Raw genomic sequence first — 24495 nt, 5'->3', positions numbered from 1 at the left:
CGGCCCCGATCCCGGGGCCGGCCTTCGGCGCTCAGACAAGAAGAAGCAACACAGCGGCAGCGACCATCACTGCCGCGGTGGCGAAGTGCACCCCGAAGGAGGCCGATCGAGGCCCCTTCGCGCGCACGACGATCAGCCCGTCGAACACAGGCATGAGAGCGGCAGCGAGCATGACCCCGCCGGCGACACCGCTGGTGCCGAACGCGATCGCGACCAGGAGCATGGCCCCGGAACCGAAGTCCCGCCCGCCCTTGACCGTCAGCCAGGAGTTGAGAACCGGGTCATCGGCGGGCGTGCCGGGAATGCCGAAGCCGGCGTAGAACTGCGGCTTGAGCATCCCCGTGGCGCCCATGGCGACCACGGCCAGGCCGATGAGCGAAGCAAGTGAGTAGGCGATGATGGCGAGCACGGGGCGTCCTTCCGGGAGGGGAAGAATCTAGCAACGCTAGATTCATTGCCAATGATACACACACCGTCCCTTAAAAATCTAGCAATGCTAGAATCTTGTGATGACCGCCGCAGAACGCCGTGAACGCCAACGCGCCGAACGACACCAGCTCATCATCACCGCCGCCCGCGAACTCGCCGAAGCCGAGGGCTGGGAGGCGGTCACCACCCGCAAGCTGGCCGACCGGGTCGAATACAGCCAACCCGTCCTCTACGGCCACTTCGCCAACATGGAGGCCATCCGCGACGCCGTGGCGGTCGAGTGCATCGCCGAGATGGCCGAGCAACTGCACGAAGCCCGCCAGGCCGCCCCCGAATCCGACGCCGTCCGCGCGGTCTGCACCGCCTACCTCGACTACGCCGCCGCCCACCCGGCCGCCTACCAGGCCATGTTCACTCTGCCCACCAAGATGAAGTTCGCCCACGCCGAGACCCCCGCCCCTCTCCGCCAGGCCTTCAACGAGTTCGTCAGCGCCTTCGGCACCTTCAACGACCGCAACGCCGCCCTCGCCGAACTCATCTGGGGCTCCCTCCACGGCATGGCGGTCCTCCTCAAGAGCGGCCGCATCCCCGAGGACGCGCAGCAGGAGCGACTCGACCTGCTCATCACCCTCTTCGCGAAAGCCCCGGCCTAGCAACGGATCCCGCTTTCGCTCCACCACCCGCCAGCTCGTTCGTATACTGGCGGGCATGGCCTCCCGCATCAGTGAGCTGATCCTCGACTGCGAAGACCCCGAACGGCTCGCCGCATTCTGGTGCGCCGTCCTCGACTACGTCGAACTCGGCCGCGAACCCGACGGCGGCGTCGAAATCGGCCCGCCCGGCGTCGGGTTCGGGGGCCTCCAACCCACGCTGATCCTCAGCCCCAGCACCGATCCGAAGCACTGGAAGCTCCCCCTGCATATCGACATCAACCCCACCGACCGCGATCAGGACGCCGAACTCGAGCGCCTGCTCGCTCTGGGCGCCAGGCCGGCCGACGTCGGTCAGACCGGCGAGGAGAACTGGCATGTCCTCCAGGACCCGGAGGGCAACGTGTTCTGCCTCCTCCACGCCCGCATCGACCCGGCCTAGCTCGACCAGATTGCGTACGAAAGCTCCCGAGGTCCCTTGTCGGCTGGGCCGGACTACAACCGCCCGACTCGAATTGGCTGCTGTTCAACCTGGCAGCGACAACGAGGCAGCGCCACATTGGGGCGCTACTCCGGCTGCCAGCCCCGATTCGGACGCGGTTCAGGCGGGCAGCGACAAAAGGGTCTGAGGGAGGCGCGGGTGTGCAGTGCGGCCGCCAGGCAGCGCTCGTGCCCCGCGATTCACCTTGGGCCGCAGCGGTTCCGTCGCGCCTCGTGAATGTCCCTCATGGATTATTCACCCCTTTGAGTGATGACACCACCACCCCGCGCCTGTCATCATTGAAGTACGAACAAGCAGGCGAAAACAGTCAGACCATTCGAGAACAGCGGAAGGAGACGGTCGATGAGCTCTTGCACCAGCACCCCCGGTTCCGAACGCGCCGCCGCTATCCGTTCCGCTCTCGATGACGCCGCCTCTTTGATCAACGCCCAGCACGCCCAGGTCCTCTCCTGGGTGATCGAGATGAAGGAGCAGGGGCTCCACCGCTCGGCGTTCGGGTTCTCGGCCCTGCGGGATCTGTTGGTCTCCCAGTTCGACTTCCACAACCGCACCGCCGCCGACATCGCGGCCATCGCCCGCCTGTCAGGCAAGTTCCGCCTCCTGGCCCAGGCGGCGGTGTCCGGAGCGGCGAGGATCGACCAGGTCGCCTACGCCGTCCGCCAGCTCGAGCAGACCCCGGCCATGCGCCTGTTCGCCCGCACCCCCTTCCAGACCCCGGCCCCCTCCCCCTTCGACCCTGAGACCCTGTGCGCGACGCCTGAGGCCATGGTCGCCCAGTACTGCGCACACGCCACCTTCACCGAGCTGCGCCGTCACCTCGATGAACTCTGGGCCTCGATCGCCGAAGCGACCGAGCTGTTCGATGCGCTGGGCGAGCAGTCGATGCAGCGCCTCGAACTCACCCCGCAGGGCAACGGCATGTGGGCTCTGGAAGGCCAGCTGTGCGAGGCGACCGGCCGCCTGCTCGACAAGTACCTGAAGACCGCCTGCCCGCCCCCGCGCCAAGAAGACCAGGACCAGGACGCCGAAGGCGGGGGTCTGCTGCCCGCGCAGGCCAACCGCAATGCCGAGGCCTTCCACCAGCTCCTCGCCGGGTACGGGTCCTCCCCGCAAGCGGCCACGAGGCACGGGCACACCGCCACCCTCGACCTGACCATGGACATCGAGACCCTGCAGGGCAAGGACACCGGCCGCCTGCCCCTCCTCGAGGGCCAACCCATCTCGGTCGCCCGCGCCCGCCTCCTCGCCTGCGAAGCCGCCATCATCCCCTCGGTCTTCGACTACGCCAAGGGCGAAGCGGTCGAACTGGGCCGTGCTGAGCGCCTGCCGAATGCGGCCCTGCGCCGCAAGCTCGAACTCGAACAGAGCGAGGGCTGCGCTTGGCAGGGCTGTGACCGGCCCCTGGCATGGACCGAGGCGCACCACATCCAGCATTGGGCCGATGGCGGACCGACCACGGCCGACAACCTGATCCTGCTGTGCCGGTTCCATCACGGCCGCATCCACACCCCGGGCTGGAGCGTGGAGAAGACCGGCCCCGGCACCGCGGTCATCACCCACCACGAAGGCCACGAGATCGAGAGCGCCCCCGCCGAGGCATCGGCCGGGTGTGGCTGCTCCGACTGGCGCACCGATGCCGACATGGATGCCGAGAACCAGGGCACCGAATGGGACGTGTTCCCGACCGGGCTCTACCGGTCCGAATGGTCCGAGGCTATGAAGCCCGACCTGGACGCCCTCACAGAAGCGATCGAGAGGGATCGGGCGATCAAGGCCATGCGGACAGCCAAGGCGAAATGCCGAGAGCAGTTCAAGGCATCCACCCCATCACCATCACCGGTGCCGGTCTTAGGCCGCCCCAGCAGGCGAGGCATCTGCTGGGGGAAGCGCCGCACGCATCAAGCAGCGCAGCCCGACCCGCATGGGTTCGGGCCCTCCGGCATGCCCACGCCCGGAATCCGGCCCCGCCCCACCCCTCCTGTCGCTGCCCGCCTGAACCGCGCGCATCACCAGACCGGGCAGTCGATGGCCCGCCGCGAGACGCTCAGACCTCGTTGTCGCTGCTCGCTTGAACTGCAGTTCATTCTCGGCGGGGAGCCGAGGTCCGGCCGAAGCGCAATGGGGCCTCGTTGTCGTTGCCCGCTTGAACTGCAATCCGACCCAGCCGGGGAGCCGAGGTCCGGCCCAAGCGCCATGGGACCTCGTTGTCGCCGCCCGCCTGAACCGCAGGCATCACCCCACCAGGCACCCGAAATCCCCGCCCGATCGCAATCAGAGCTGGTAGTCGCTGCCGCCCGAACCTGGTACCCATCCGAGCGGAAGGCCGCGCCGGGATTTACGACCCTCGCCCTCCCTGTAGTCGCTGCCTGAGGTCCGTGAAGCCGAGGATGGCACACGCATCGGGTTTCTCGGGCTGGATCGTGGTGTGGGACGGTGTTTGGCGTACCGGCGGCCTCGGGAGAGCATGGGCGGCATGGACATCGAGATTCGCCCGGCCCGACCCGAGGAGTATCCGGCGGTGGCCGGGCTGCGCTGGCAGTGGGAGGTGGAGGCCGGGGCGGCGCCGGGCGGGGTCCGGGAGGACTTTGAGCGGGATTTCGCCGCATGGGCGCTGGCGCACACCGAGTCGCACCGGTGCATCGTGGTGTGCCGCAATGGGACAGTGATCGGGATGGCCTGGTTGGCGGTGGTCGCGCGGGTGCCGACTCCGGACCGGTTCGTTCGCGCGATCGGGGATCTCCAGTCGGTCTACCTGGTGCCGGAGACGCGGTCCGGCGGCCTCGGCGGTCGGCTCATCGCGGCCGTCCTCGAGGAGGCGAGGGCGCTGGGGCTGCCGAAGGTGACCGTGCAGTCCACCACCCGCGCGATCCCGGTCTACTGCCGCAGCGGATTCGCGGCCTCGCCGAAAGTCCTGCAGGCCGAGTTGTAGGCGGTCAGCGGAAGTCGGCGGCGTGGGCTTCGGCCCACTGCTCGAAGGTGCGCGGCGGGCGGCCCAGGAGGTGCTCGACCGTGGGGAGCACTTCCGATTCGTCGAGGGAACCTTCGACGTAGAAGTCCCAGAAGGCGTGCACGTACTTCTCGGGCATCGTCGCCTCGAGCTGCGCGCGGGTCTCCTCCAAGGTCATGGCCTCGAAGCGGAGCGGGCGGTCGAGGACCGCGCCCAGGATCTCCAATTGCTCGGCGGGGAGCAGCGCGCGCGGGCCGGTGAGGCGGTGGACGGCGCCCGCGTGGGCCTGGTCGCGCATCGCCTCGACCGCGACGGCGGCGATGTCCTCGGCGTCGATGCAGGCCAGCGCGATGTCGCCCCAGGGGGCGCGTACGACGTCGCCGGTGCGGAGGTCGGGGAGCCAGCGGAGGGTGTTGGACATGAATGCGCTGGGGCGCAGCAGGGTCCATGTGAGGCCGGATTCGCGGGCGGCGGTTTCGGAGTCGATCATCATGGCGGTGACGGCGTTGGTGGTGTCGCCGCTGCTGGCGGAGCTGCCGGAGAGTTGGACGGCGTGTTTGACGCCGGCGTGGCGGAGGCGGTCGTAGAGGGCGGGCATGTCGGGGTAGCCGGGAAGCATGAATGCGGCTTCGACGCCGTCGAGCCAGGGGGTGAGGGTGTCGGGGTCGTTGAGGTCGGCGACGGCGGGGGTGGCGCCTGCGGGGAGGCGGGCGCGTTGGGGGTCGCGGACGAGGGCGCGGACGGGTAGGCCCTGGGCGGTGAGGGCTGCGGTGACGGCGCCGCCGATGTTGCCGGTCGCTCCCGTGACGAAGTACATGGGACCGATCCTAACTTCTTGTGGCGCAGTGGGTTCAGGTGCCGAAGTAGGCGGCGCGGACGACGTCGTCTTCGAGGGTCTGGCTGCCGGTGCCGGTGATGGTGACGCGGCCTTGCTGCATGACGAAGGCGGTGTCGGCTTGGGCGAGGACGCCGGCGTTCTGTTCGACCATGAGGACGGTGGTGCCGCGTTCGTTGATGAGTTTGACGGCGGCGAAGACCTGTTCGGTGAGTTTGGGTGAGAGGCCGAGTGAGGCTTCGTCGATGAGGAGGAGGCGGGGGGAGCTCATCATGCCTCGGCCGATGGCGAGCATCTGCTGTTCGCCGCCGGAGAGGGTGCCGGCGGTCTGGTCGGCGCGTTCTTCGAGGCGGGGGAAGATCTGGTAGACCTCGTGCAGGTTGCGGCGGACTCGGCGGGTGTCGCGGCGGATGGTCCAGGCGCCGAGGCGGAGGTTCTGCTTGACGGTGAGGGCGGGGAAGACGTGGCGGCCTTCGGGGACGAGGACGATGCCGGCTCTGACGCGGGCGCCGGGGGTGCCGGTGAGGGGTTCGCCGTCGTAGTCGATGGTGCCGCCGGTGGTGGGGAGGAGTCCGGCGAGGGCCATGAGGGTGGTGCTCTTGCCTGCGCCGTTGAGGCCGAGGAGGACGGCGTTGGAGCCTTCGTCGACGGCGAGGTCGACGCCGTGGAGGACGGGCACGGGGCCGTATCCGGCGCGGAGTCCTTGGACCTCAAGCAGTGCCATGGTCGGCTCCTTCGGGTTTGAGCGGCCATTCGGGTGGTTCGGGGGTCTCGGCGGCGGTGCCGCCGAGGTAGGCGGCGATGACTTCGGGGTGTCGTTGGATGTCGGCGGGCGGGCCCTCGGTGAGGAGTTGGCCGAAGTTGAGGACGTAGACGTAGTCGCAGGCTTCGGCGACGAGGGGGACGTGGTGCTCGATCATGAGGATGGTGAGTTTGAGGCGGTCGCGGAGTTCGCGGAGGGTGGTGGCGAGGCCGAGGGCTTCTTCGGGGCTGAGGCCGGAGGCGGGTTCGTCGAGGAGGAGCATTTTGGGGTCGGTGGCGAGGGCCATGGCCATGTCGCAGGTCTTCCTGATGCCGTATGGCAGTTCGCCGGTGCGTTCGTGGGCGACGGCGTCGAGTCCGAAGTATTCGATGATCTCGGCGGCGTCGCGTTGGAGTTCGCGTTCGCGGTGCCAGGTGCCGGGGAGCCCGAGCATGCCGGCGAGTGCGGCGTAGCCGGTGCGCTGGTGCTGGGCGAGCATGACGTTCTCGGTGACGGTGAGGGTGTCGATGACGCCGAGGTTCTGCCAGGTGCGGGCCATGCCGAGGCGGGCGCGGCGGTGGGTGGGCAGGTGTGAGACGTCGCGGCCGTCGAAGTGGACTGAGCCGCTTTGGGGCTGGTAGATGCCGGTGAGGCAGTTGAAGCAGGAGGTCTTGCCGGCGCCGTTGGGTCCGATGAGGCCGACGATCTGGCCTTCGCGGACGGTGAGGGAGAGGCCGCCCAGGACTTGGAGGCCGCCGAAGCGGAGCATGAGTCCGTCGACTTTGAGCAGGTGGCGGCGTTTCATGTGCGGTCTCCGGTCGCGGTGCGAGGCGTGCGGGCGCTGCCGGTGCTCAGCCAGCGGGTGGCGGGTCTGAGGAGTTGGCCGAAGCCGCCGGGGAAGAACCGCAGCACGATGAGGAGCATGACGACGACGATGAAGGGCGGGAGGACGTGGTAGACGGCTTCGTTGAGGAAGGGGGGCTGCCACGGGAGGCTGGAGAGGAAGTTGGGGAGGGTGAGGGGCAGGAGGGCGAAGAAGGCGGAGGCGAGGATGACGCCGAGGCGGGAGCGGAGGCCGCCGACGACGGTCATGAGGACCCAGACGAGGGCGACTTGGAATTCGAAGTCCATGGCTTGGACGATCTGGTTCCAGTGGGCGAAGAGGCCGCCGGCGAGGCCGGCGATGAGGCCGGAGAGGCTGAAGGCGGCGAGTTTGTAGCCGGTGGTGTTGATGCCGAGGGTGGCGGCGATGCGTTCGTTGTTGCGGAGGGCGGTGAGGGCGCGGCCGGTCTTGGTGGAGACGAGTCGCCAGTCGAGGTAGAGGACGAGGACGAGGACGCCGAGGCAGAGGAGTGCGAAGGCGTGGTCGGAGGCGAGGAGGGCGGGCCGGGGGGCGAGGGCGCCGGCGCCGCCGCCGGTGAACTCGCGCCAGTTGAAGATGGTGGTTTCGGCGGTGAGGCCGAAGGCGAGGGTGACGAGGGCGAGGTAGAGGCCGGTGACGCGGAGGGCGACGAGGCCGATGACGGCGGCGGTGAGGGCGCCGGCGGCGGCTGCGGCGGCGAGGCCGAAGCCGAGGGGGGCGCCGAGGCGGGAGGCCATGAAGGCGGCGGCGAAGGCGCCGATGCCGACGAAGGCCTGGTGGCCGAGGGAGATCTGGCCGGCGTGGCCGGTGAGGGTGTTGATGGAGAGGCCGATGACGGCGTAGATCGCGGCGCGGCTGATGCGCTGCGCCCACACGTCGCCGCCGAGGAGGAGCGGCAGAGCGGCGAGGGCGAGGAGGGCGATCACTATGGTGACGCGGAGGGCGAGGCCGAAGCGGCGTTGGACTTTCACTCGGGTGAGGACCATGGTCGCGGTTGCCAATTCATGCCTCCCGGTCGCGAAGCTTGCGAGCGATCAATTGGCACCGCCGAGCAGGCCTTGGGGTCTGATGAGGAGTACGAGCATGAGGAGGGCGAAGACGCCGAGCTCGGCCGCTCCGGGGACTTTGAGTTGCTGGCCTAGGTAGTAGATGCCGAGGTTCTGGACGACGCCGATGGCGAGGCCGCCGATGAACGCGCCGGGGAGGCTGGTCATGCCGCCGAGTACGGCGGCGGCGAAGGCGGGCACGAGCATGGTGAGGGTCATGAAGCCGGGCGTGAAGATCCCGACGGGCGCGTAGAGGAGTCCGGCGATGCCGCCGAGGAGCGCGGCCAGGCCCCACACGAGCCGGGAGACGGCGACGGGGCTGATGCCGACGACCTGGGCGGCGCGGGTGTCCTGTGAGGACGCGAGGACGGCGAGGCCCGTGTCGGTTCTGAAGAACCAGGCCATCGCGGCGGCGAGGACGGCGAGGACGGCCATGAGGATGAGCTGCTGCGGGAGGATGCCCGCGCCGAGTATGTTGACGCCGCCGCCGTCGATGAGGGGCGGCATCACTCGCGGGATCGGTTGGCCGACGAGGACGATGATCGCGATCGTGAAGAGCGCGACCCCGACCAGCGCGACGAGCATGATCGTGCGGGAGGAGGACTCGAGGGGCCGGACGATGGCGCGTTCGACGATGAGGCCCATGGCGACGGCGGCGGCGAGGCCGCCGAGGACGCCGGCCCAGTAGGGCAGGCCGGCGCCGACGACGACGGCGTACGCGGTGAAGGCGGCGACGCCGCCGAATTCGCCTTGGGCGAAGTTGAAGACGCGTTTGGCCTTGTAGACCAGGACGATGCCGACGGCGAGGAGGCCGTAGACGGCGCCTTGGAAGAGGCCCAGTGCGAGGAAGGCGCCCATGATCAGAAACCGTTCACGAAGGCGTAGTCGGTCTCGTAGTGGCCGCCGCCGTCGCAGACGTTGCGGAGGACGCTCACTTGTGTGGCGCCGAAGGGGCCGTTGGCGTAGTCGAGGTCGGGGAAGACGCCGGTGGAGAATTTCTGGCCGGCGACGGCGTCCATGAACGCGCCGCGGTCGAGGGCCTCGCCGGCCTTCTCGAGCATTTGGTGGAGCACTTTGGACTGTCCCCACATCATCCAGGTGACGTCGTCGGCTTCGATGCCGGCGGCGTCGACGGCGGCGAGGAAGGCCGGGTCGTATTCGCCGGCGTCGGCGAACGCGGGGGTGGGGTTGAAGAAGCGGGCGCCTTCGGTGGAGCCGGCGGCGCTGCAGCCGGTGGAGGCGACCTGGTCGAGGCCCATGCTGACGCCGACGCCGACGAACTGGGGGCGGCAGCCGGAGGCGGCGGCCATCTCCAGGTAGAAGGTGGGGCTGGTGAGGACGAAGACGACGTCGTAGTTCTTGGCGGTGCCGGTGCAGAGGTTGCCGGCGGCGGAGGAGCCGCGTTCGTTCTTGTCGGGCCGGAAGACGTCGACGCCGTCGAACGCGCCGGTGAAGCCTTCGACCGCGTCGTCGAAGTTGGGGGTGTTGGTGACGACGGCGGCCACTTTGGACGCGTCGGTGACGCCGAGTTCGTTCTTGATGTAGTCGGCGAGCATCGGGGTCTGCTGCTTGTAGGTCATTGAGGCCGCGAAGTAGGTGTCGAGGGAGCCCATGCCGGTCTCGGTGACGCCGGTGGAGAGGTAGGGGACGTCTTCGCTCGCGGCGTACTGGGCGCAGGCCTGGATCTGGTCGGTGCCGCCGGCACCGATGAGCGCGAAGGCCTTCTGTTCTTCGGCCATGGTCTGGCAGACCTGGCGGGCGGTGGAGGGCCGGTACTGGTCGTCGGCGAACACGGTTTCGACGGTGCGGCCGTGGATCTCGACGGGCTTGCCGCCGTTGCCGTACTGCCAGTAGAGGTCCTTGCCGGTCTCGAAGGACGCCTGTTTGAGCGGGGCGGCGCCGGTGAGGGGCGCGTGGATCCCGATGGTGATGGTGTCGGCGGTGACGCCGGTGGTGTCGCCGTTGCCGGCGTTCCCGTTGTCGTTGCCGCCGCCTCCTCCCCCGCCGCCGTCGCCGCCGGAGGAGTCACTGCCGCCGCCGTCGCCGGAGGCGTCCGTGCCGTCGGCGCCGGAACTGGAGCCGTCGGCGCCGGTGCCGTCGCCGCCGAGGCCGGGGTTCTCGCCGCCTTGGGCGACGAAGTCGTCGTGGACGCCGGCGAACTGGCCGCACGCGGGGAGGACGAGGAGCGCGCCCGCCAAGAGCGCCAAGGTGGTGCGCAGCCTCATGAGCGGCCCCCGCGGGTGAGCTTCTGCCACAGGCCGGCGGGGATCGGGAGGGCCCAGCCGCGCTTGTCGAGGTTGTGGGCGCGGATGCGGTCGATCGCGCCGCCGCCGCCGGCCGCGGCGCCCGAGGCGCCGAGCACGGAGTGCAGGACGTACGCGGCGGCGATCGCGGCCGGGATGAGCGTCCACACGTACCAGGGGGCCTTGGGTTCGATCGGCTCGTACGCGGCCGGGGCCAGCTCCTCGCTCGAGGCGGCCTCTTCTGCTGCGGCCGCGTCGTCGCCCGCGCCGCCGCCGGAGCCGCCGCCCGAGCCGCCGCTGCTCCCACCCGAGCTGCCGGAGCCGCCGCTCGTGCCGGTGCCCGGGTCGCTCGCGCCGTCGTCGGGGGTCTCGCCGGGCGTGAACGCGAAGGACGCGCTGAGCCGGTAGGCGGTGGCGTCGTACTCGTTCACCGGCGTCTGGGTGTCGTCGCGCAGCGGCAGTTTGAGGTTCACCTGCCACGTGTCGACCGGGGTGGCCCCGTCCATGACGGGCATGAACATGACCCCGTAGTTCGCGAACGGGTCCTGGCCCCAGTCCTTCGCGAGCGCGGTGAGGTCGAACGTCCATGTGGGGAGCGGGACTTCGACGGCGGGCGTTTCGGGCTGGCCGCCGCTCTCGATCGCGTCCCGGGTGGCGGCGATGAGCGCTTCGGCGTCGGCGACCTCGGCCGGGTCCGGTTCGGCCCGTTCGCCGACGACGCAGCCGTCGCCGACCGGGGGCTGCACGTCCCACATCTCGGCCTCGCCGGTGGTCCAGGCCTCGGTGATCGGGCAGGCCTGGACGAGCTTGCCGGTGGGGTTGAAGGTGGGCGAGTCGCCCGCGTCGTCGCCTTCGGCGACGGTGAGCTTGAAGTCGGCGATCGTGGAGCCCTCGGTGACGCCGCGTTCGGCGAGGTTGAAGGAGAGGGCGGCGATCTTGGTGTTCTCGCCGAGTTCGACGGCGACGGGCATGGTCGTCGCGGACTGCGGGTTGGGCCATTCGACCTGCTGGGAGACCGAGCCGAGCTCGAGGGTCTCGTCGATCTGGCGGCTCCAGTACCAGGAGACGCCATCGACCCCGTAGTCGAATTCGAGATCCTCTCCCGCTGCGGGGTCCTGGGCGGCGGCCGGGGCGGGCCAGGCGAGGACGGCGAGTGCCATTGCGGCGGTGGCGAACAGGGGCGGCATCGAACGCTGGGAACGGTGTCGGGGGATCATTGGGGCACTCCCGAGACGGTGTCGTCGCGGACCGCGGTCCGCGTCAGGGCGGGTTGAGCATTGATGGGTTTAGATACACACCATAGGTCAAAGTGACGGCCGTCTCTACCCGTGAGTAGCAAAAATTTCGGGAGCAGCCGGGGCAAAGCGCTCCCATCCCGGCACAGCGAAAGGGGCCCGGCGCGGATGCGCTGGGCCCCTTGGGAAAACCGTGCGAGGATCTACTCCTCGGTCTTCTCCTCTTCAGTCTCCTCGGCCTCGGCCTCGGCCTCGGCGGCCTTGCGGCCCGGGAAGAGGTCCTCCTCGGTCAGCTCGGTGCCGGAGGCGTCCACGATCGTGGCCTCCTTGACGACCTCTTCGAGGGCCAGCTGCTGCCGCAGCGACGCCGCGATCTGCTGCAGGCCGCCGTTCGTGCGCAGCTCGTCGACGAACTTCTGGAACTGGTCCTGCGGCACGCCGCGCTGCTGCGCCTGGCGCACGACCTCGGCGGTCATGAGCTCGCCGGAGACCTCGAGCTCGCGGTCGCGCGCGATCTTGCCCAGGATGATCGACTGGCGCAGGCGCGCCTCGGAGTCGGCGATCATCTCGGCCTTGAACTCGTCCTCGGACTTGCCCATCATCTCGAGGTACTGCTCGAACTGCGCGATCGCCTCGGCGGTCTCGCCGTCGTGGCCGCCCTTCATGTGCATGATCTCGTGCTCGACGTCCTCGGCCACGACCTTCTCGGGCACGGGCAGCTCGACGGCCTCGACCAGCGCCTCGAGGGTCTTCTGGCGGGCCTCGTTGGCCTTGCCGGTGCGGGCCTGGTTCTCCAGGCGCTCGCGGGTGGCGTCGCGCAGCTCGGCGAGGGTGTCGAACTGGCTGGCCATCTCGGCGAAGTCGTCGTCGAGCTCGGGAAGCTCGCGCTCCTTGACCTGGGTGACCTTGACCTCGACGTCGGCGGTCTCGCCCTCCTGCTCACCCGCGAGGGTGGACTGGATGGTCTTCTCGTCGCCCGCGGCCATGCCGATCAGCGCCTCGTCGAGGCCGTCGAGCAGGTTGCCCGAGCCGACCTCGTGGCTCATGCCGGTGACCGAACCGCCCTCGACCTCTTCGCCGTTCTGGGTGGCGCGCAGGTCGATGACGACGAAGTCGCCCTCGGCCGCGGCGCGCTCGACGGTCTTGAGGGAGGAGAAGCGCAGGCGCTGGGACTCGAGGTCCTTGTCCACGTCCTCCTCGGAGACGCCCTCGGCCTCGACGGTGACCTTCAGCGAGGCGAAGTCGGGGAGTTCGAACGCGGGGGTCACGTCGGTCTCGACCACGAACTCGAAGGGCTTGCCCTCTTCGATGGGCTTGACCTCGGTCAGCTCGGGGCGGCCGAGCGCGTTCACGTCGTTCTCGGTGACGGCCTTGTTGAGGTTCGCCTGCACGGCCGGGTCCATCGCCTGCGCGTAGACCGACTCGCGGCCGATGCGCTGGTCGATGACCTGGCGGGGCGCCTTGCCGGGACGGAACCCGGGGACGCGGACCTGCTGCCCGACCGTCTTGTACGCCTCGTTGATGAACGGCGCCAGTTCCTCGAACGGCACCTCGACCGACAGCCGCACCCTGGTCGGGCTCAGGGTCTCGACAGTGCTCTTCACAGACGTACTCCTAGATCATTTCGCTCAATTGCCCTGCGGCATTGACTTGCGTCGGAGCGGAGGGTGCCGTGGCCGCATCGGTCCGCCGGCAGCGCAGCATCGACCCCCGCTCCGATCGAGTCTAGGCCGCCGCACCGTCGCGGCCCCGGCGGGTGTGGTCGATATCGCCGCTCGTCACCCGTTGCGGGGACCGGGGAGGGGCGGGACGCGGCACGCGCCGGCGGGGCCGAGATCGCCTAGACTACGCCGTGCAATCGTTCTCAAGGCGAGTCGGGCGCCCTCGCGACCGGCGCCGGAGAGCGACGCCCCGCCCCGAACAGGAGTGAACGCCGTGGTCCCACCCGCGATCCTCGTCTTCACGAAGACGACCGGCTTCCGGCACGATTCGATCCCCGCGGGGGTCGCCGCCGTCGAGCGCCTCGCCACCGCCCTGGGCCTGGAGGTCGAGCACACCGAGGACGCGGCGGTGTTCAACCCGCTCGACCTCGCCCGGTTCGCCGCGACCGTCTGGGTGTCGCCCTCCGGGGACGTGCTCGACGAGCTCGAACGGGCGGCGCTGGCCGACTTCGTGACCGGCGGCGGCGGATGGTGCGGGGTGCACGCGGCCTCGACCGCGGAGCGCTCGTGGCCGTTCTTCCGCGAGCTCGTGGGCGCGCGGTTCATCGGGCACCCGCCGGGGTGCACGCCCGGCCGGATCGACGTCGTCGACCAGGGCCACCCGGCGACCGAGCACCTGCCGCGCCGGTGGGCGTGGACCGACGAGTGGTACAGCTTCGACGAGCGGCCCAAGGGCGTGAAGGTGCTGCTGGAGGCCGACGAGGACTCGTACGACACGGCCGACCTCGCGATGGGCGCCCCGCACCCGCTCGCCTGGCACCGGCGGCTCGAGGCCGGGCGGTGCTTCTACACGGCGCTGGGCCACGCCGACGAGGCCTACGAGGACCCGCAGTTCATCGCCCACCTCAAGGGCGGCCTGATAAGTGTCCTGCCGTCCCGTTGAACCGATGCGCTACACTCGTCTGCGTCCGCTTCGGCGGGCCAGTGCGGGTGTAGCTCAATGGTAGAGTCTCAGTCTTCCAAACTGATTGCGCGGGTTCGATTCCCGTCACCCGCTCCAAAGCATCGAGAGCCCTCGGCCGGTCGGCCGGGGGCTCTTCGCGTATCCGGGCCCGGGAGCGATGGGGCGGGCGGGGCGCATGAAACCTGGGCGCATGGAATCCCGACCTGAGGGGTAATCCGCTCAGGTGCGCCTCGCGGAGGCGCCTGACTCGAGGAGGCAGCCGATGAGCGGCGATGTCGTAGACCTGATCATGCAGGACCACCGTGAGGTCGAACGCCTGTTCGACAAGTTGAAGAACTTCCCCGATACGCGCGCCCTCGGCACGCCGGTGCTCTCGGCCCTGCTCATCGCCCACAGCCGAGCCGAGGAGTCAGAGGTCTACCCGGCCGCGAAGGACGAGGGCGGCGACACCGAAGAGGTCGCGCACAGCCAGGAGGAGCACACCAAGGCCGAGCAGATGCTCGCGAAGCTCGTCGCGGCCGACCCCGAGTCGGCCAAGTACGCCGAACTCCTCGACCAACTCGAGGAGGCCGTCAGGCACCACGTCGAAGAAGAGGAGACGACCGTGCTCCCCCACATGCAGGAGCACCTCGACGAGCAGCGGCGCATGGAGCTCGGCGAGGCCTTCGCCGCGAGCCGCGCCGCGCACCTCGGCGAGCGGCCCGGCGAGGCCACCAAGGAGGAGCTGCAGTGGCAGGCGCACAACGTCGGCCTGGCCGGCGCCTCCAGCATGGGCAAGGCCGAGCTCGAGAAGAAGCTCAAGGCCAAGGCGGCGTGACCCTGACCGGACCCGCCGCTGCACTCGACGGCAGCGGCGGGTTCCGCCGCGCCCGGCGCCCGATCCGCGCCGCCGTGCAGATGCCGGCCCATGCTTGCTGTTGAGACCCTCACGGTCGCTCACTTCGATGCCGGCATGAGCGGTCGCGCCGAGAGGCGGGGCGCCTGGCGCGTGCCGGTCCGAATCGGTCACAGGGCGCCGGCGTGACGCGAGTGTCCGTCGTGACCGCTTGGTACGTTCCGGGGCGTGTCCCCGCCCGCTCCCTCCGTGCCGCTGCGGCGGCTGGCCCTGCCGATCTACGGGCCGACGATCCTGATCTCGGTCGGGATGGGCGCGGTCATGCCGCTGGTGGCGCTCTCGGCGCTCGATCTGGGCGCGTCGGTGACGCAGGCGGCGATCATCGTGGGGCTCATCGGGTTCGGGCAGTTGGTGGGCGACCTTCCGGCGGGGGCGCTGGCGCAGCGGTTCGGCGAGAAGCGGGTCCTGCTGGCCGCGTGCGTGGTGGAGGCCGCCGCGCTGGTCGCGGCGTCGCGCACGGGATCGCTCGCGGTGCTGGCGGCGATGGTGTTCGTGATCGGGATGTCGGCGGCGGTGTTCGGGCTCGCCCGGCACGCGTACCTGTCGGAGGCGGTGGCGCTGGGTTTCCGGGCCCGCGCGATGTCGACGCTGGGCGGGACGTTCCGGATCGGCGGGTTCATCGGCCCGTTCGTGGGCGCGTTCCTCATCGAGCAGTATTCGTTCGGCGCGACGTACGGGTTCGCGGCCGCGACGAGTCTCGCGGGCGGTCTGCTCAGTCTCGCGCTTCCCGAGCTGCAGGCCGCACGACCGGCTGCGGCGCCTGAGCGGCGGCGCATGTGGTCGGTGCTGGCCGAGCATCGGCGGGTGCTGGGGACGCTCGGGGTCGGGGTCCTGCTCATCATGATCGCGCGCGCCTCGCGGCAGGCGATCATCCCGTTGTGGGCGGAGCACCAGGGGCTCGACGCGACGGCCACGAGCCTCATCTTCGGCATCGCGGCCGGGGTGGACATGCTGCTGTTCTATCCGGGCGGGGCCATCATGGACCGGTTCGGGCGGATGTGGGTGGCGCTGCCGGCGATGCTCGTCATGGGCGCGGGGTTCCTGCTGCTGCCGCTGTCGGGGACGGCGGTCGCGATCGGGCTCGTGGCGTGCTTCATGGGCCTGGGGAACGGGATCTCGTCGGGGATCGTGCTCACGCTGGGGGCGGACGTCGCCCCGGACGAGGGGCGGCGGCAGTTCCTCGGAGGGTGGCGGTTGTGCGGCGATCTGGGCGGCGTCGCCGGGCCGGGACTCATCAGCCTCGTCTCGCTCGTGCTGCCGCTCGGCGCGGCCGCGATCGCGCTCGGGGCGATCACCTGGTTCGGCGCGGCGTGGCTCGCGAAATGGGTACCCGTCTACGACCCGGCGCGCAGGCGGCGGGAGAAGGCCGCCGTCTAGGGCTTTTCCTGTGCATCAGGGGGCGGCGGAAGTCCGTTTGTTCGCTCGCCCCTCCCGATACCGGGGTGGTATCGGGAGGGGCGACAACGCGACGAGCGGGCGAACGGGCCGATAGCGACCGGTCTGATGCACAGGACAGGCCCTGGGCGGGCAGGCGGCGTCAGGGCGGCGACAGGCCTGCGACAGGTCGGGCGCGCAATCTGGTGGCACAGCGGGAGCCCCCGCCGAACCCGAAGCCTCGCAGTGAAGGACGCCCACGATGAACGCTCTCGAAACCACCTGGTCCGGTATGGTCCCCGTCGAGGACACCGCCCTCTACGTCACCGACACCGGCGGCGACGGCATCCCCGTCATCTACTGCAACGGCCAGTTCGCCACCATCGGCTACTGGAAGAACGTCGTCGAAGAACTCGGCGAGGGCTTCCGCCACATCAACTTCGACGAGCGCGCCCGCGGCAAGAAGTCCCTCAAGTCCGCCGACTACTCCTTCGAGGCCTGCATCCGCGACGTCGACGCCGTCCTCGACGCCCGCGGCGTCACGGGGAAGGTCCTGATCGTCGGCTGGTCCTACGGCGCGTTCGTCGCCGCGACCTGGGCCAGTCGCAACCCCGAACGGTGCATCGGCGCGGTCCCGGTCGAAGGCGCCGAGCCGCACGACTGGCTCGACGACGCCATGGAGATCCGCATCCGCAAGCTCTTCAAGCGCCTCGCCCCGATCACGGCGATCCTGCGCCCCACCGGACTGACCCCCAAGCTCAGCGCCGCCCAGCAGGCCGAGTGCAACATCGAACTGGGCAAGATCTCCCGCAAGGACAACCTCGGCCCGGTCCTGGACGCCGTCACCGTCCCCACCCGGTACGTCCTCGCCTCCGGCGTCTCCCTGGGCTCCAAAGGCGACGAGCAGGAGCAGATCCGCGCCGCGATGGGCGAGGTCGTCGAACGCAACCCGAACATCGAGGTCTTCGCGAAGGTCGCCTCCAACCACGACTGGATCCTCAAGAAGGACTTCAAGGCCGTCGCCGACGCCGTCCGCGAAGTCGCCGACCTCGGCGACCGGGACAAGTGAACTCGAGCCGGAGGGCCGGTCGAGCCGCGAGCGGTTCGACCGGCCCGGCGCCGTCTACGAGCGCTCCTCGGTCCAGGCCGCGATGCCGGCCTCGGTGAGGATCATGTCCCAGGCGGCTTCGGCCGCGCCGAGCAGCGGGGCGTTCGGTCCGAGCACGGAGGGCACCACCGGCGGCGGGTCGTCGCGGCGGAAGCCCATCAGGCCCGCCCGGTAGGCGCCGCCGAAGACGTCGGGCACCGCGCGGCGCAGCTCCGGGGCGAGTCCGCCGAAGCACACCAGTTCCGGGTCGAGGATGTTGACCAGGCCCGCGGTCCCGCGCCCGAGGACCGCGGCGCATTCCTCCACGGCCGCACGCGAGGCCGGGTCGACCAGCGCTTCGATGAGGTACGCGCGCGGGTCGTCGGGCTCGGCTTCGCCCTTGAGCCGGGCCACGGCGCGGCCGTCGACCGCGACGTCCCAGCATCCCGAGGCGCCGCACGGGCAGGCGACGGCCGGGTCGCCGAGCGGCGCGTGCCCGAACTCGCCGCCGGCGCCGGTCGCGCCGGTGACGGCGTGGCCCTGGTCGACGAAGATGCCGCCGATGCCGACCTCGATGGTGAGGTAGAGGACGCTCCGGCCCGGGTGCGAGAGGCGCGCCTCGGCGAGGCCCGCCAGGGTCGCGTCGTTGCCGAGGGCTTGGGGCACACCGGGAAGCAGGGGTTCGACCTCCACGTCGCGCCAGCCGAGCACGCTGGACTGCACGATGCCGCTGCGGCGCACCGTGCCCGTCGCCGACATCGAGACCGCCCGGACGCGGCCGCCGTAGCGGTCAGCAAGGTTGCCCGCGGCTTCGCGGAGGTCCGCGAACACCCGGTCCGGGCGTTTGGAGGCGTGGCGGCCGGTCGTCGATTCGACCAGGGTCCCTTCGAGGTCGGCGATGGCCACGGTCCAGTCGGCGTAGCGCACGTCGACGACGGCGGCGAGCGGCCCGTCGGGGTGGGCGTGGAGCACGGTGGTCGGGCGGCCGCGCCCGGTGGGCGGGGCGGGCGCCTCGGCAAGGAGGTCGAGCGCGCGGAGCCGGGCGGCGATCTCGGTGGCGGTGCCGCTGCCCACGCGCATCTCGCGGGCGGCCTCGGCGCGGGTGACGCCGGGCCGGGAGCGCACGAGGTGCAGCAGGTCGAGCGCGCCGCTCCAGCGCGCGGCCTCGGCGCGGCCGATCTTCGCGCCGGTCGGGTCGCCCGGGGCGGCAGGGGTTCTGGCTTGCACTCGGGACCTCCAGGAATTATCCTCGCGTTACGAGTTTATTTCTACCCCGGAGGGCTTCATGCGAAGCTACAGCAACCCCGAAGCCGTCCTGCTGGACATGGACGGCACCCTCGTCGACTCCGACGGCGCCGTCGAACGCGCCTGGGCCGCATGGGCCCTCGAGTACGGCGTCGACCCCGCCCGCGCGCTCGCCGACATGCACGGCAGCCCCGCCCACCTCACCGCCGCCCGCCTGCGGCCCGACCTCGACGCCGCCGGCGTCGAAGCCGCCGCCCAGCGCCAGCTCGACCTCCAGTACGCGGACCTCGCCGACGTCGTCCCCACGCCGGGCGCCGACCGGCTGCTCGCCGCGCTCGACCGGATCGGCCTGCCCTGGGCCGTGGTCACCAGCGCCGACGACCGGCTCGCCAAGGCCCGCCTCGCCGCCGCCGGGATCGTCCCGCCGCTGCTGTTCACCTTCGAGGACGTGGAGCGCGGCAAGCCCGACCCCGAGGGGTACCTCCTGGCCGCGAAGACCCTGGGCGTCGACCCGGCCGCGTGCCTCGTCGTCGAGGACTCCGAACCGGGCCTCGCCGCGGGGCGCGCCGCGGGCGCGATGACCGCGTCCCTGCGCGGCCTCGACGCCGACGTGCGCCTGCGCGACCTCGGGCACCTCGCGGAGCTCCTGGTGCCCGATGGCCGTTGACGTCCGCGCCGCGGCGGAGGCGGACGCGCGCGGGCTGAGCCGCGTCGTCGCGTTCGCGCAGATCGGCCTCGGCCTGCTCGTGTCCTCGTACGGGCCGTACCTGGCCGGGATCGCGGCCGAACTCGACCGGCCGCGCGGCGAACTCGTCTGGCTCACCATGACCTTCGGCGCGGGGCTCGTGCTCGCGGCGGTCGTCGGCCCGGCCGTGCTCCGCGCGGGGGCGGGCCTGGTGATGCGCGTGTCGTGCGCGGGGATCGCGGTCGGCGCGGTCGTCATGGCGGCTTCGCCGCAGCTGGCGCTGGCCGGAGCCGGATCGGTCGTGGTCGGCTTCGGGTGCGCCGCGATCGGATTGACCACGCCGTCGCTGCTGCGCGGCCCGGGCGCGGCGAAGCGCATCGCGGTCATGGTCGGGCTCGCCAGCGCGGCGGGCGTGTGCGCGCCGCTGGCGTTCGGGGCGCTCGAGGCGGTGGGCGTCCCGGGCCGGTGGGCGCTGCTGAGCGCGGTCCCGGTCCTGGTCGCGGCTGCCGCGCATCGCACCGTGCACGGTCCGCTCGACGACGCGGACGCGGCCGGCCCGGTGCCGGCGGGTCCGGCTTCGCTGGCGTGGACGCGGATCGTCCTGTGCGTCGGGGTGGAGTTCTGCTTCGCGATCTGGAGCGTGGCCCGGCTGGTGGACACCGGGGTGGCTTTGGGGACCGCTTCGGCGCTGGGCGCGTCGTTCGGGATCGGGATGGCGGTGGGCCGCCTGGTGGGGCCGCGGTTCGTGGACCGGTCGTGGGCGGTGCCGGCGGCGCTGGCGACGGTCGCGGTCGGGACGGTGGTGGTGTACCTCGGGCAGGATCCGGCGGTGGTGACGGCGGGGATCGCGGTGGCGAGTCTGGGCATCGCGCCGCTGTACCCGATCATGCTCGGCCGGCTGGTCGGCATTCCGGGGTTGAGCGGGCGGCATTCGGCGTCGATCGGGTCGCTCGCGTCGGGGACGGCGATCCTGGCCGCGCCGGCCGCTTTGGGCTGGCTCGACGGGCAGATCGGGCTGCGGGAGGCGTTTCTGCTGCCGTTGCCGCTGCTTCTCCTTCTGCTGCTCCTGGCAAGGCGCGCATAGGGAAGCGGCCCCGGACCGGTGAGGTCCGGGGCCGCTTCGCGTGCGCTAGCGCTGCTCTTCTTCCTTCTTCCTTCTGGCCGAGAGCGAGCCGGCGTGGGCCTTCTCCTCGGGGCTCATGCGGGTCTTGATGAGGCTCGCGATGATGACCACGATGAGGATGGCGATGACGACGCCGAGGCTGATCGGGGTCGGCACCTCGGGGATCGCCGCATTGACATCGACGTGTCCCCAGTGGAGGACGAGCTTGACGCCGATGAACAGCAGGATGAGCGAGAGGCCGGTCGAGAGGTAGACGAGGCGGTCGAGCAGGCCCTTGACGAGGAAGAACAGGGCCCGCAGGCCCAGGAGGGCGAAGGCGTTCGCGGTGAAGACGATGTACGCCTCCTGCGTGACGCCGAAGACGGCCGGGATGGAGTCGAGCGCGAACAGCAGGTCGACGCTGCCGATGGCGATGAGGACGATGAACAGGGGCGTGAACAGGCGCTTGCCGTCCACTTTGGTGACGAGTTTGCCGTCGACGTAGTCGGGGGTGACGGGCAGGAAGCGGCGGGCGCCGCGGACCATCAGGTTCGACTCGATGTCGGGGTCTTCGTCGCGGTGGCGGAACAGCTGGATCGCCGTGTAGACGAGCAGGAGCCCGAAGACCAGGAACATGAAGGAGAAGGAGTTGATGAGGGCCGCGCCGAGGGCGATGAAGATCGCGCGCATGACGAGCGCGAGCACAATGCCGAAGGTGAGGACCTTGTGCTGGTGGTGGTCGGGGACCGCGAAGGTGCTCATGATGATCACGAACACGAACAGGTTGTCGACCGAGAGGCTCTTCTCGATGATGTAGCCCGCGAAGTACTCGGTGCCGGCGGCGTTCCCGTATTGGGCGCCGAACCAGATGCCGAACGCGATCGCGATGGCGATGTAGAAGACCGACCAGGCGGTGGCCTCTTTGAAGCCGACGTGGTGGGGGCGCACTGCCGCGAGGATCAGGTCCACCGCCAGCAGGACGACGATGAGGCCGATGGTTCCGGCCCAAGTGAGTGGGCTGATATCGAGCAACGCTTCCTCCGTCAGATTGCCATCATCACGACTGCAGGGCTGACATCAGACCCGCAGTGCCCGCATCCTAACGGCTACCGGCCGCGTAGGTCACGACTACCCCGAGAGCCCGTGACCGCGGCCAAAGCACGACCTCGGTCACAATGCGGCCGTTTCGGGCGTCAGCGGGCGGGCCCGGGTCAGCTGTGGGGCGGGTCGATGAGCGAGCAGGCCGGCGCCCGCGCGACCGGCTCGCAGTCGCCGGGGACGCCGGGAAGGCCCGCAAGGGAACACCGGCCGGTAACGAGGCGAAGCCGGCGAGCGCGGCGGTCTGGGCGGCGGTGAGGCGGAATCCCTGGACGGCGGCGCGCGGGTGGATCTCGGCGGCGTGCCAGTGCTCGGCGCGGACGCTGGTGGCGACGCCGATGCGGCGCATCTCGGCGCGGAGCTTCTGGGCGAGGTCGAAGGCGTCGAAGAGGTAGACGTGGTCGATGCCCCAGGGCCGGTGCGCGCGGGGGTGGGCGGCGCCGCGGGGGCCGGTCATGACGAGGTAGTACTCGAGCTCGTCGGAGTCGGTGAGGTCGAGGAGGCCGTCGCCGCGGGTGTAGTGCTTGATGTTGACGGTGCGTCCGGCGAGGGGGCCGGAGCGGAACCAGCCGTCGACGGCGCGGTGGGCGGCGGGGGCGAGCTCGATGTCGAAGATCTGGGCGCCGATCCAGTCGGAGAGGTGCCCGTGGACGAGGGGGCGGCCGACGATGTCGGTGATGCGCGCTTCGATCTCGTTGCGCGCCTGCAGGAGCATGGCGACCGACTTGAGTCCGTCTTCGTCCATCAGCGCTCCTCGGGTCGGCCCATGCTCCTCATCGTACCGAGGGGCCGCCGGGGGCGCCGCCGTCGCCGGGCGGCGCCCGGGGGCCTCAGACGGCGGACCAGCCGCCGTCGCTGGGGAGGACGACGCCGTTGACGTTGGCGGCGTCGTCGCTGAGGAGCCAGGCGATCGAGTTCGCGAGGACGTCGGCGGTGGCCGGGGCCGGGATCACGACCTGCAGGATGGGGCCGACGCGCTCACCGGCGAGCGGGGACTTCATCGTGCCCTCGATGTTGGTCATGACCGGCCCGGGCGCGACCGCGTTGGTGCGGATGCCCTTGGGGCCGTAGAAGAACGCGGTGTTCTTGGTGAAGCCGGCGAGGGCGTGCTTGGAGGCGGTGTAGGCCGCTCCGGCGGCCGAGCCGCGCAGGGAGGCCTCGGAGGCGACGTTCACGATCGCGCCGGATCCGGCCCCGACCATGAGGGGCAGCACGGCGCGGGTGAGGCGCATCGGCGCGGTGAGGTTGACGGCGAAGACCCGGTCCCAGGTGGCGTCGTCGACTTCGGCGGCGGGCAGGAAGCCGTCCATGATGCCCGCGACGTTGGCGAGGCCGTCCACCTTGCCGTCGGCGGCGGCCACGACCCGGTCGATGACGTCGGCGGCGGTGAGGTCCCCGGCGACGGGCCGGACGTCGATCTCGGCGGCGAGCTCGTCGAGCGAGTCCTGGTTGACGTCGGCGGCCACCACGGTGGCGCCTTCGGCGGCGAGGCGGAGCGCGGTGGCGCGCCCGATGCCCGATCCGGCGCCGGTGACGATGACGGTCCTCCCCGCGAAGCGGTCTGCGGTGCCCATTGGTTCCCCCTCACGGCCGCCCTGCGCCGGGCGGCACGAGTCGCAGTATTCCCCCGGGTCGGCGCCCGGGGCGGCGATTCACCCGATCCGAAGATTAAGTCAATCATTTGACTTAAGATTACGGGGATTCGGGGCGCGCCTGCGACCGAGGTGTGGACTAGCCCGCCGCGGCGGCGAGGGCGTCGGCGAGGAGGCGGCCGACGGCCTCGAGCCGGTCGGCCATGGCCTCGGGGTCGAGCGGGTCCTCCCCGGAGACGAGCCAGGCGCTCATGAGGGCCGTGCCGCCGCCGGTGACGAACACGGCCAGGTCGTCGGCGGTGCGCGCCGGGAGCGCGTCGCCGAAGCGGGCGAGGAGGGCGTCGCGCCGCAGCGGCGCGAGCAGCTCGGTCACCACCCGGTTGAGCGCGAACGCGCTCGCCGTCGCGAACATCGCCCGGTAGAAGCCCTGGTGGGCGCAGAAGTGGCGGGCGACCGCGAGCGACCGCTCCCGCCCGAACGCCTCCCCCGGGCTGTCCTGCCACGGCTCGGTGAGCTCGCGGCGCGCCAGGTCGAGGGCCGCCTCGAGGAGCAGGTTGTCCCGGTCCCCGTAGTGGAGGTACACGAGCTGGCGGCTGACCCCCGCGGCATCGGCGATGTCGGAGACCGGGACGTTCGCGGTGCCGCGCGCGCTCACCAGCGCGGTCGCGGCGCCCAGGAGGGCGGCGCGGGTTCGTCGCACCCGGCGGTCTTTGGCGGGCGGCGGAGGGTCGAAACTCACCCGACGAGGTTAGGCACTCCCCGCACCTTCGACAAGTCGTTCGACGACCGCGCGCCTAGTCGAAATCGATCGCGTCGACGTAGAGCCAGTCGCCGCCGATGCGTTCGAAGGCGCTGTGCTCGGTCTGGGAGCCGGGGCCGTCGGCGTCGGTGTAGTCGGCGCGGAAGCGGACGGTGCCCTGGGTGTGGAGGGCGGTGCCGCCGGTCGTCTCGAGGATGCGCAGGCCGGTGAAGCGGCGGCCGTCGTCGGCGAGGTCGAGCCGTTCGGGGCGGGTCTCGGGATGCCAGGTGCGCATGAGGTAGGCGGCGTCGCCGAGGGCGAAGGCGCTGTAGCGCGAGCGCATGAGGGCTTCGGCGGTGGGGGCCTTGGCGGTCCCGGCGTGCAGCGGCCCGCAGCAGGCGGTGTACGCGGCGCCGGAGCCGCACGGACACGGGCGGGACGGGCGGGAGCGTTTCGGCATAGGGGGATTGTGCCGGAGCGCCGCACCGGCCCGGGGGGCGGGGGGGGGCGCCCGCCGATACCGGCACGAGGTACGGGGGGACGACCACGGGGGAACCCCCCA

Annotated in this window: 25 protein-coding genes and 1 tRNA gene; 11 read left to right on the top strand and 15 right to left on the bottom strand. The window is 70.9% G+C overall.

Translation table 11 applies throughout. The features are described 5' to 3' along the window. Positions 1 to 31: 31 nt before the first annotated feature. Complete coding sequence (locus AB0K52_RS13205) at positions 32 to 409, bottom strand: DUF4267 domain-containing protein (protein WP_363530714.1); 378 nt, start codon at positions 407 to 409, stop codon at positions 32 to 34. A gap of 100 nt (positions 410 to 509) precedes the next feature. On the opposite strand from AB0K52_RS13205, the gene AB0K52_RS13200 reads away from it, so the two are divergent. The 4 genes from AB0K52_RS13200 to AB0K52_RS13185 all read left to right on the top strand — a co-directional run bounded on the left by AB0K52_RS13200 (position 510) and on the right by AB0K52_RS13185 (position 4510). Beyond that, on the top strand, positions 510 to 1082 hold the full coding sequence (locus AB0K52_RS13200; RefSeq protein WP_363530711.1) for a helix-turn-helix domain-containing protein: 573 nt from the start codon (positions 510 to 512) through the stop codon (positions 1080 to 1082). A 55-nt stretch (positions 1083 to 1137) separates the two neighbouring features. Then, positions 1138 to 1521 carry a VOC family protein gene (locus AB0K52_RS13195; protein WP_363530708.1) on the top strand — a complete coding sequence of 128 codons (384 nt, stop codon included), beginning with the start codon at positions 1138 to 1140 and terminating at the stop codon, positions 1519 to 1521. 402 nt (positions 1522 to 1923) lie between these two features. Continuing rightward, positions 1924 to 3951 (top strand): DUF222 domain-containing protein, encoded by a 2028-nt coding sequence (locus AB0K52_RS13190; RefSeq protein ID WP_363530705.1) that lies wholly within the window; start codon positions 1924 to 1926, stop codon positions 3949 to 3951. 103 nt (positions 3952 to 4054) lie between these two features. Then, positions 4055 to 4510, top strand: coding sequence for a GNAT family N-acetyltransferase (locus AB0K52_RS13185; protein WP_363530702.1), 456 nt, complete (start codon positions 4055 to 4057; stop codon positions 4508 to 4510). Between the two features lie 4 nt (positions 4511 to 4514). On the opposite strand, the gene AB0K52_RS13180 is transcribed toward AB0K52_RS13185, so the two are convergent. From AB0K52_RS13180 to tig, 8 genes are all read right to left on the bottom strand, one after another. Further along, entirely contained in the window at positions 4515 to 5345 is an 831-nt protein-coding gene (locus AB0K52_RS13180) for an NAD(P)H-binding protein (RefSeq protein ID WP_363530699.1), read from the bottom strand. Between the two features lie 34 nt (positions 5346 to 5379). Continuing rightward, positions 5380 to 6087, bottom strand: coding sequence for an ABC transporter ATP-binding protein (locus tag AB0K52_RS13175; RefSeq protein ID WP_363530696.1), 708 nt, complete (start codon positions 6085 to 6087; stop codon positions 5380 to 5382). Beyond that, entirely contained in the window at positions 6074 to 6910 is an 837-nt protein-coding gene (locus tag AB0K52_RS13170; RefSeq protein WP_363530693.1) for an ABC transporter ATP-binding protein, read from the bottom strand. The genes AB0K52_RS13175 and AB0K52_RS13170 overlap by 14 nt, the downstream gene beginning before the upstream one ends. Next, positions 6907 to 7968 (bottom strand): branched-chain amino acid ABC transporter permease, encoded by a 1062-nt coding sequence (locus AB0K52_RS13165; RefSeq protein ID WP_363530690.1) that lies wholly within the window; start codon positions 7966 to 7968, stop codon positions 6907 to 6909. The genes AB0K52_RS13170 and AB0K52_RS13165 overlap by 4 nt, the downstream gene beginning before the upstream one ends. Positions 7969 to 8001: 33 nt before the next feature. Continuing rightward, complete coding sequence (locus AB0K52_RS13160) at positions 8002 to 8871, bottom strand: branched-chain amino acid ABC transporter permease (protein WP_363530687.1); 870 nt, start codon at positions 8869 to 8871, stop codon at positions 8002 to 8004. 2 nt (positions 8872 to 8873) lie between these two features. Continuing rightward, positions 8874 to 10238 carry an ABC transporter substrate-binding protein gene (locus AB0K52_RS13155; protein WP_363530684.1) on the bottom strand — a complete coding sequence of 455 codons (1365 nt, stop codon included), beginning with the start codon at positions 10236 to 10238 and terminating at the stop codon, positions 8874 to 8876. Next, positions 10235 to 11473 (bottom strand): hypothetical protein, encoded by a 1239-nt coding sequence (locus AB0K52_RS13150; protein ID WP_363530682.1) that lies wholly within the window; start codon positions 11471 to 11473, stop codon positions 10235 to 10237. The genes AB0K52_RS13155 and AB0K52_RS13150 overlap by 4 nt, the downstream gene beginning before the upstream one ends. Before the next feature lie 221 nt (positions 11474 to 11694). Next, positions 11695 to 13095 carry a trigger factor gene (gene tig / locus AB0K52_RS13145; protein ID WP_363530679.1) on the bottom strand — a complete coding sequence of 467 codons (1401 nt, stop codon included), beginning with the start codon at positions 13093 to 13095 and terminating at the stop codon, positions 11695 to 11697. Positions 13096 to 13426: 331 nt separating this feature from the next. On the opposite strand from tig, the gene AB0K52_RS13140 reads away from it, so the two are divergent. The 5 genes from AB0K52_RS13140 to AB0K52_RS13120 all read left to right on the top strand — a co-directional run bounded on the left by AB0K52_RS13140 (position 13427) and on the right by AB0K52_RS13120 (position 17454). Continuing rightward, positions 13427 to 14095, top strand: a complete 669-nt coding sequence (locus AB0K52_RS13140; RefSeq protein WP_363530676.1) for a ThuA domain-containing protein — start codon at positions 13427 to 13429, stop codon at positions 14093 to 14095. Positions 14096 to 14138: 43 nt separating this feature from the next. After that, positions 14139 to 14212: transfer RNA gene (locus tag AB0K52_RS13135), tRNA-Gly, on the top strand. A 166-nt stretch (positions 14213 to 14378) separates the two neighbouring features. After that, complete coding sequence (locus AB0K52_RS13130) at positions 14379 to 14933, top strand: hemerythrin domain-containing protein (protein WP_363530673.1); 555 nt, start codon at positions 14379 to 14381, stop codon at positions 14931 to 14933. A gap of 246 nt (positions 14934 to 15179) precedes the next feature. Then, complete coding sequence (locus AB0K52_RS13125) at positions 15180 to 16388, top strand: MFS transporter (RefSeq protein ID WP_363530671.1); 1209 nt, start codon at positions 15180 to 15182, stop codon at positions 16386 to 16388. 259 nt (positions 16389 to 16647) lie between these two features. After that, positions 16648 to 17454: an alpha/beta fold hydrolase gene (locus AB0K52_RS13120; protein WP_363530668.1), complete on the top strand. Its 807-nt coding sequence runs from the start codon at positions 16648 to 16650 to the stop codon at positions 17452 to 17454. A gap of 54 nt (positions 17455 to 17508) precedes the next feature. Here the strand turns inward: AB0K52_RS13120 and AB0K52_RS13115 are convergent, their stop codons facing one another. After that, complete coding sequence (locus AB0K52_RS13115) at positions 17509 to 18699, bottom strand: ROK family transcriptional regulator (protein WP_363530665.1); 1191 nt, start codon at positions 18697 to 18699, stop codon at positions 17509 to 17511. Between the two features lie 58 nt (positions 18700 to 18757). Here AB0K52_RS13115 and AB0K52_RS13110 point away from each other — a divergent pair, with 58 nt between their 5' ends. After that, positions 18758 to 19384, top strand: a complete 627-nt coding sequence (locus AB0K52_RS13110) for an HAD-IA family hydrolase (protein WP_363530662.1) — start codon at positions 18758 to 18760, stop codon at positions 19382 to 19384. Then, the gene (locus tag AB0K52_RS13105) at positions 19374 to 20486 is read left to right on the top strand and encodes an MFS transporter (RefSeq protein ID WP_363530659.1); all 1113 of its coding nucleotides are present in this window, start codon (positions 19374 to 19376) and stop codon (positions 20484 to 20486) included. Before AB0K52_RS13110 ends, AB0K52_RS13105 begins: the two co-directional genes overlap by 11 nt. Positions 20487 to 20531: 45 nt before the next feature. Here the strand turns inward: AB0K52_RS13105 and AB0K52_RS13100 are convergent, their stop codons facing one another. The 5 genes from AB0K52_RS13100 to AB0K52_RS13080 form a co-directional block, all read right to left on the bottom strand. Further along, the gene (locus AB0K52_RS13100) at positions 20532 to 21536 is read right to left on the bottom strand and encodes a TerC family protein (protein WP_363530656.1); all 1005 of its coding nucleotides are present in this window, start codon (positions 21534 to 21536) and stop codon (positions 20532 to 20534) included. 67 nt (positions 21537 to 21603) lie between these two features. Continuing rightward, positions 21604 to 22347 carry a hypothetical protein gene (locus tag AB0K52_RS13095; RefSeq protein ID WP_363530653.1) on the bottom strand — a complete coding sequence of 248 codons (744 nt, stop codon included), beginning with the start codon at positions 22345 to 22347 and terminating at the stop codon, positions 21604 to 21606. Positions 22348 to 22432: 85 nt separating this feature from the next. Continuing rightward, entirely contained in the window at positions 22433 to 23176 is a 744-nt protein-coding gene (locus AB0K52_RS13090) for an SDR family NAD(P)-dependent oxidoreductase (RefSeq protein WP_363530650.1), read from the bottom strand. A 157-nt stretch (positions 23177 to 23333) separates the two neighbouring features. Then, positions 23334 to 23894 carry a TetR family transcriptional regulator gene (locus AB0K52_RS13085; protein WP_363530647.1) on the bottom strand — a complete coding sequence of 187 codons (561 nt, stop codon included), beginning with the start codon at positions 23892 to 23894 and terminating at the stop codon, positions 23334 to 23336. Positions 23895 to 23988: 94 nt separating this feature from the next. Continuing rightward, on the bottom strand, positions 23989 to 24393 hold the full coding sequence (locus tag AB0K52_RS13080; RefSeq protein WP_363530644.1) for a YchJ family protein: 405 nt from the start codon (positions 24391 to 24393) through the stop codon (positions 23989 to 23991). Positions 24394 to 24495: the final 102 nt, after the last annotated feature.

The sequence above is a fragment of the Glycomyces sp. NPDC049804 genome, from assembly GCF_040674615.1.
Classification (GTDB): domain Bacteria; phylum Actinomycetota; class Actinomycetes; order Mycobacteriales; family Micromonosporaceae; genus Glycomyces; species Glycomyces niveus.
This window is presented reverse-complemented; position numbering and strand designations above follow the sequence as displayed.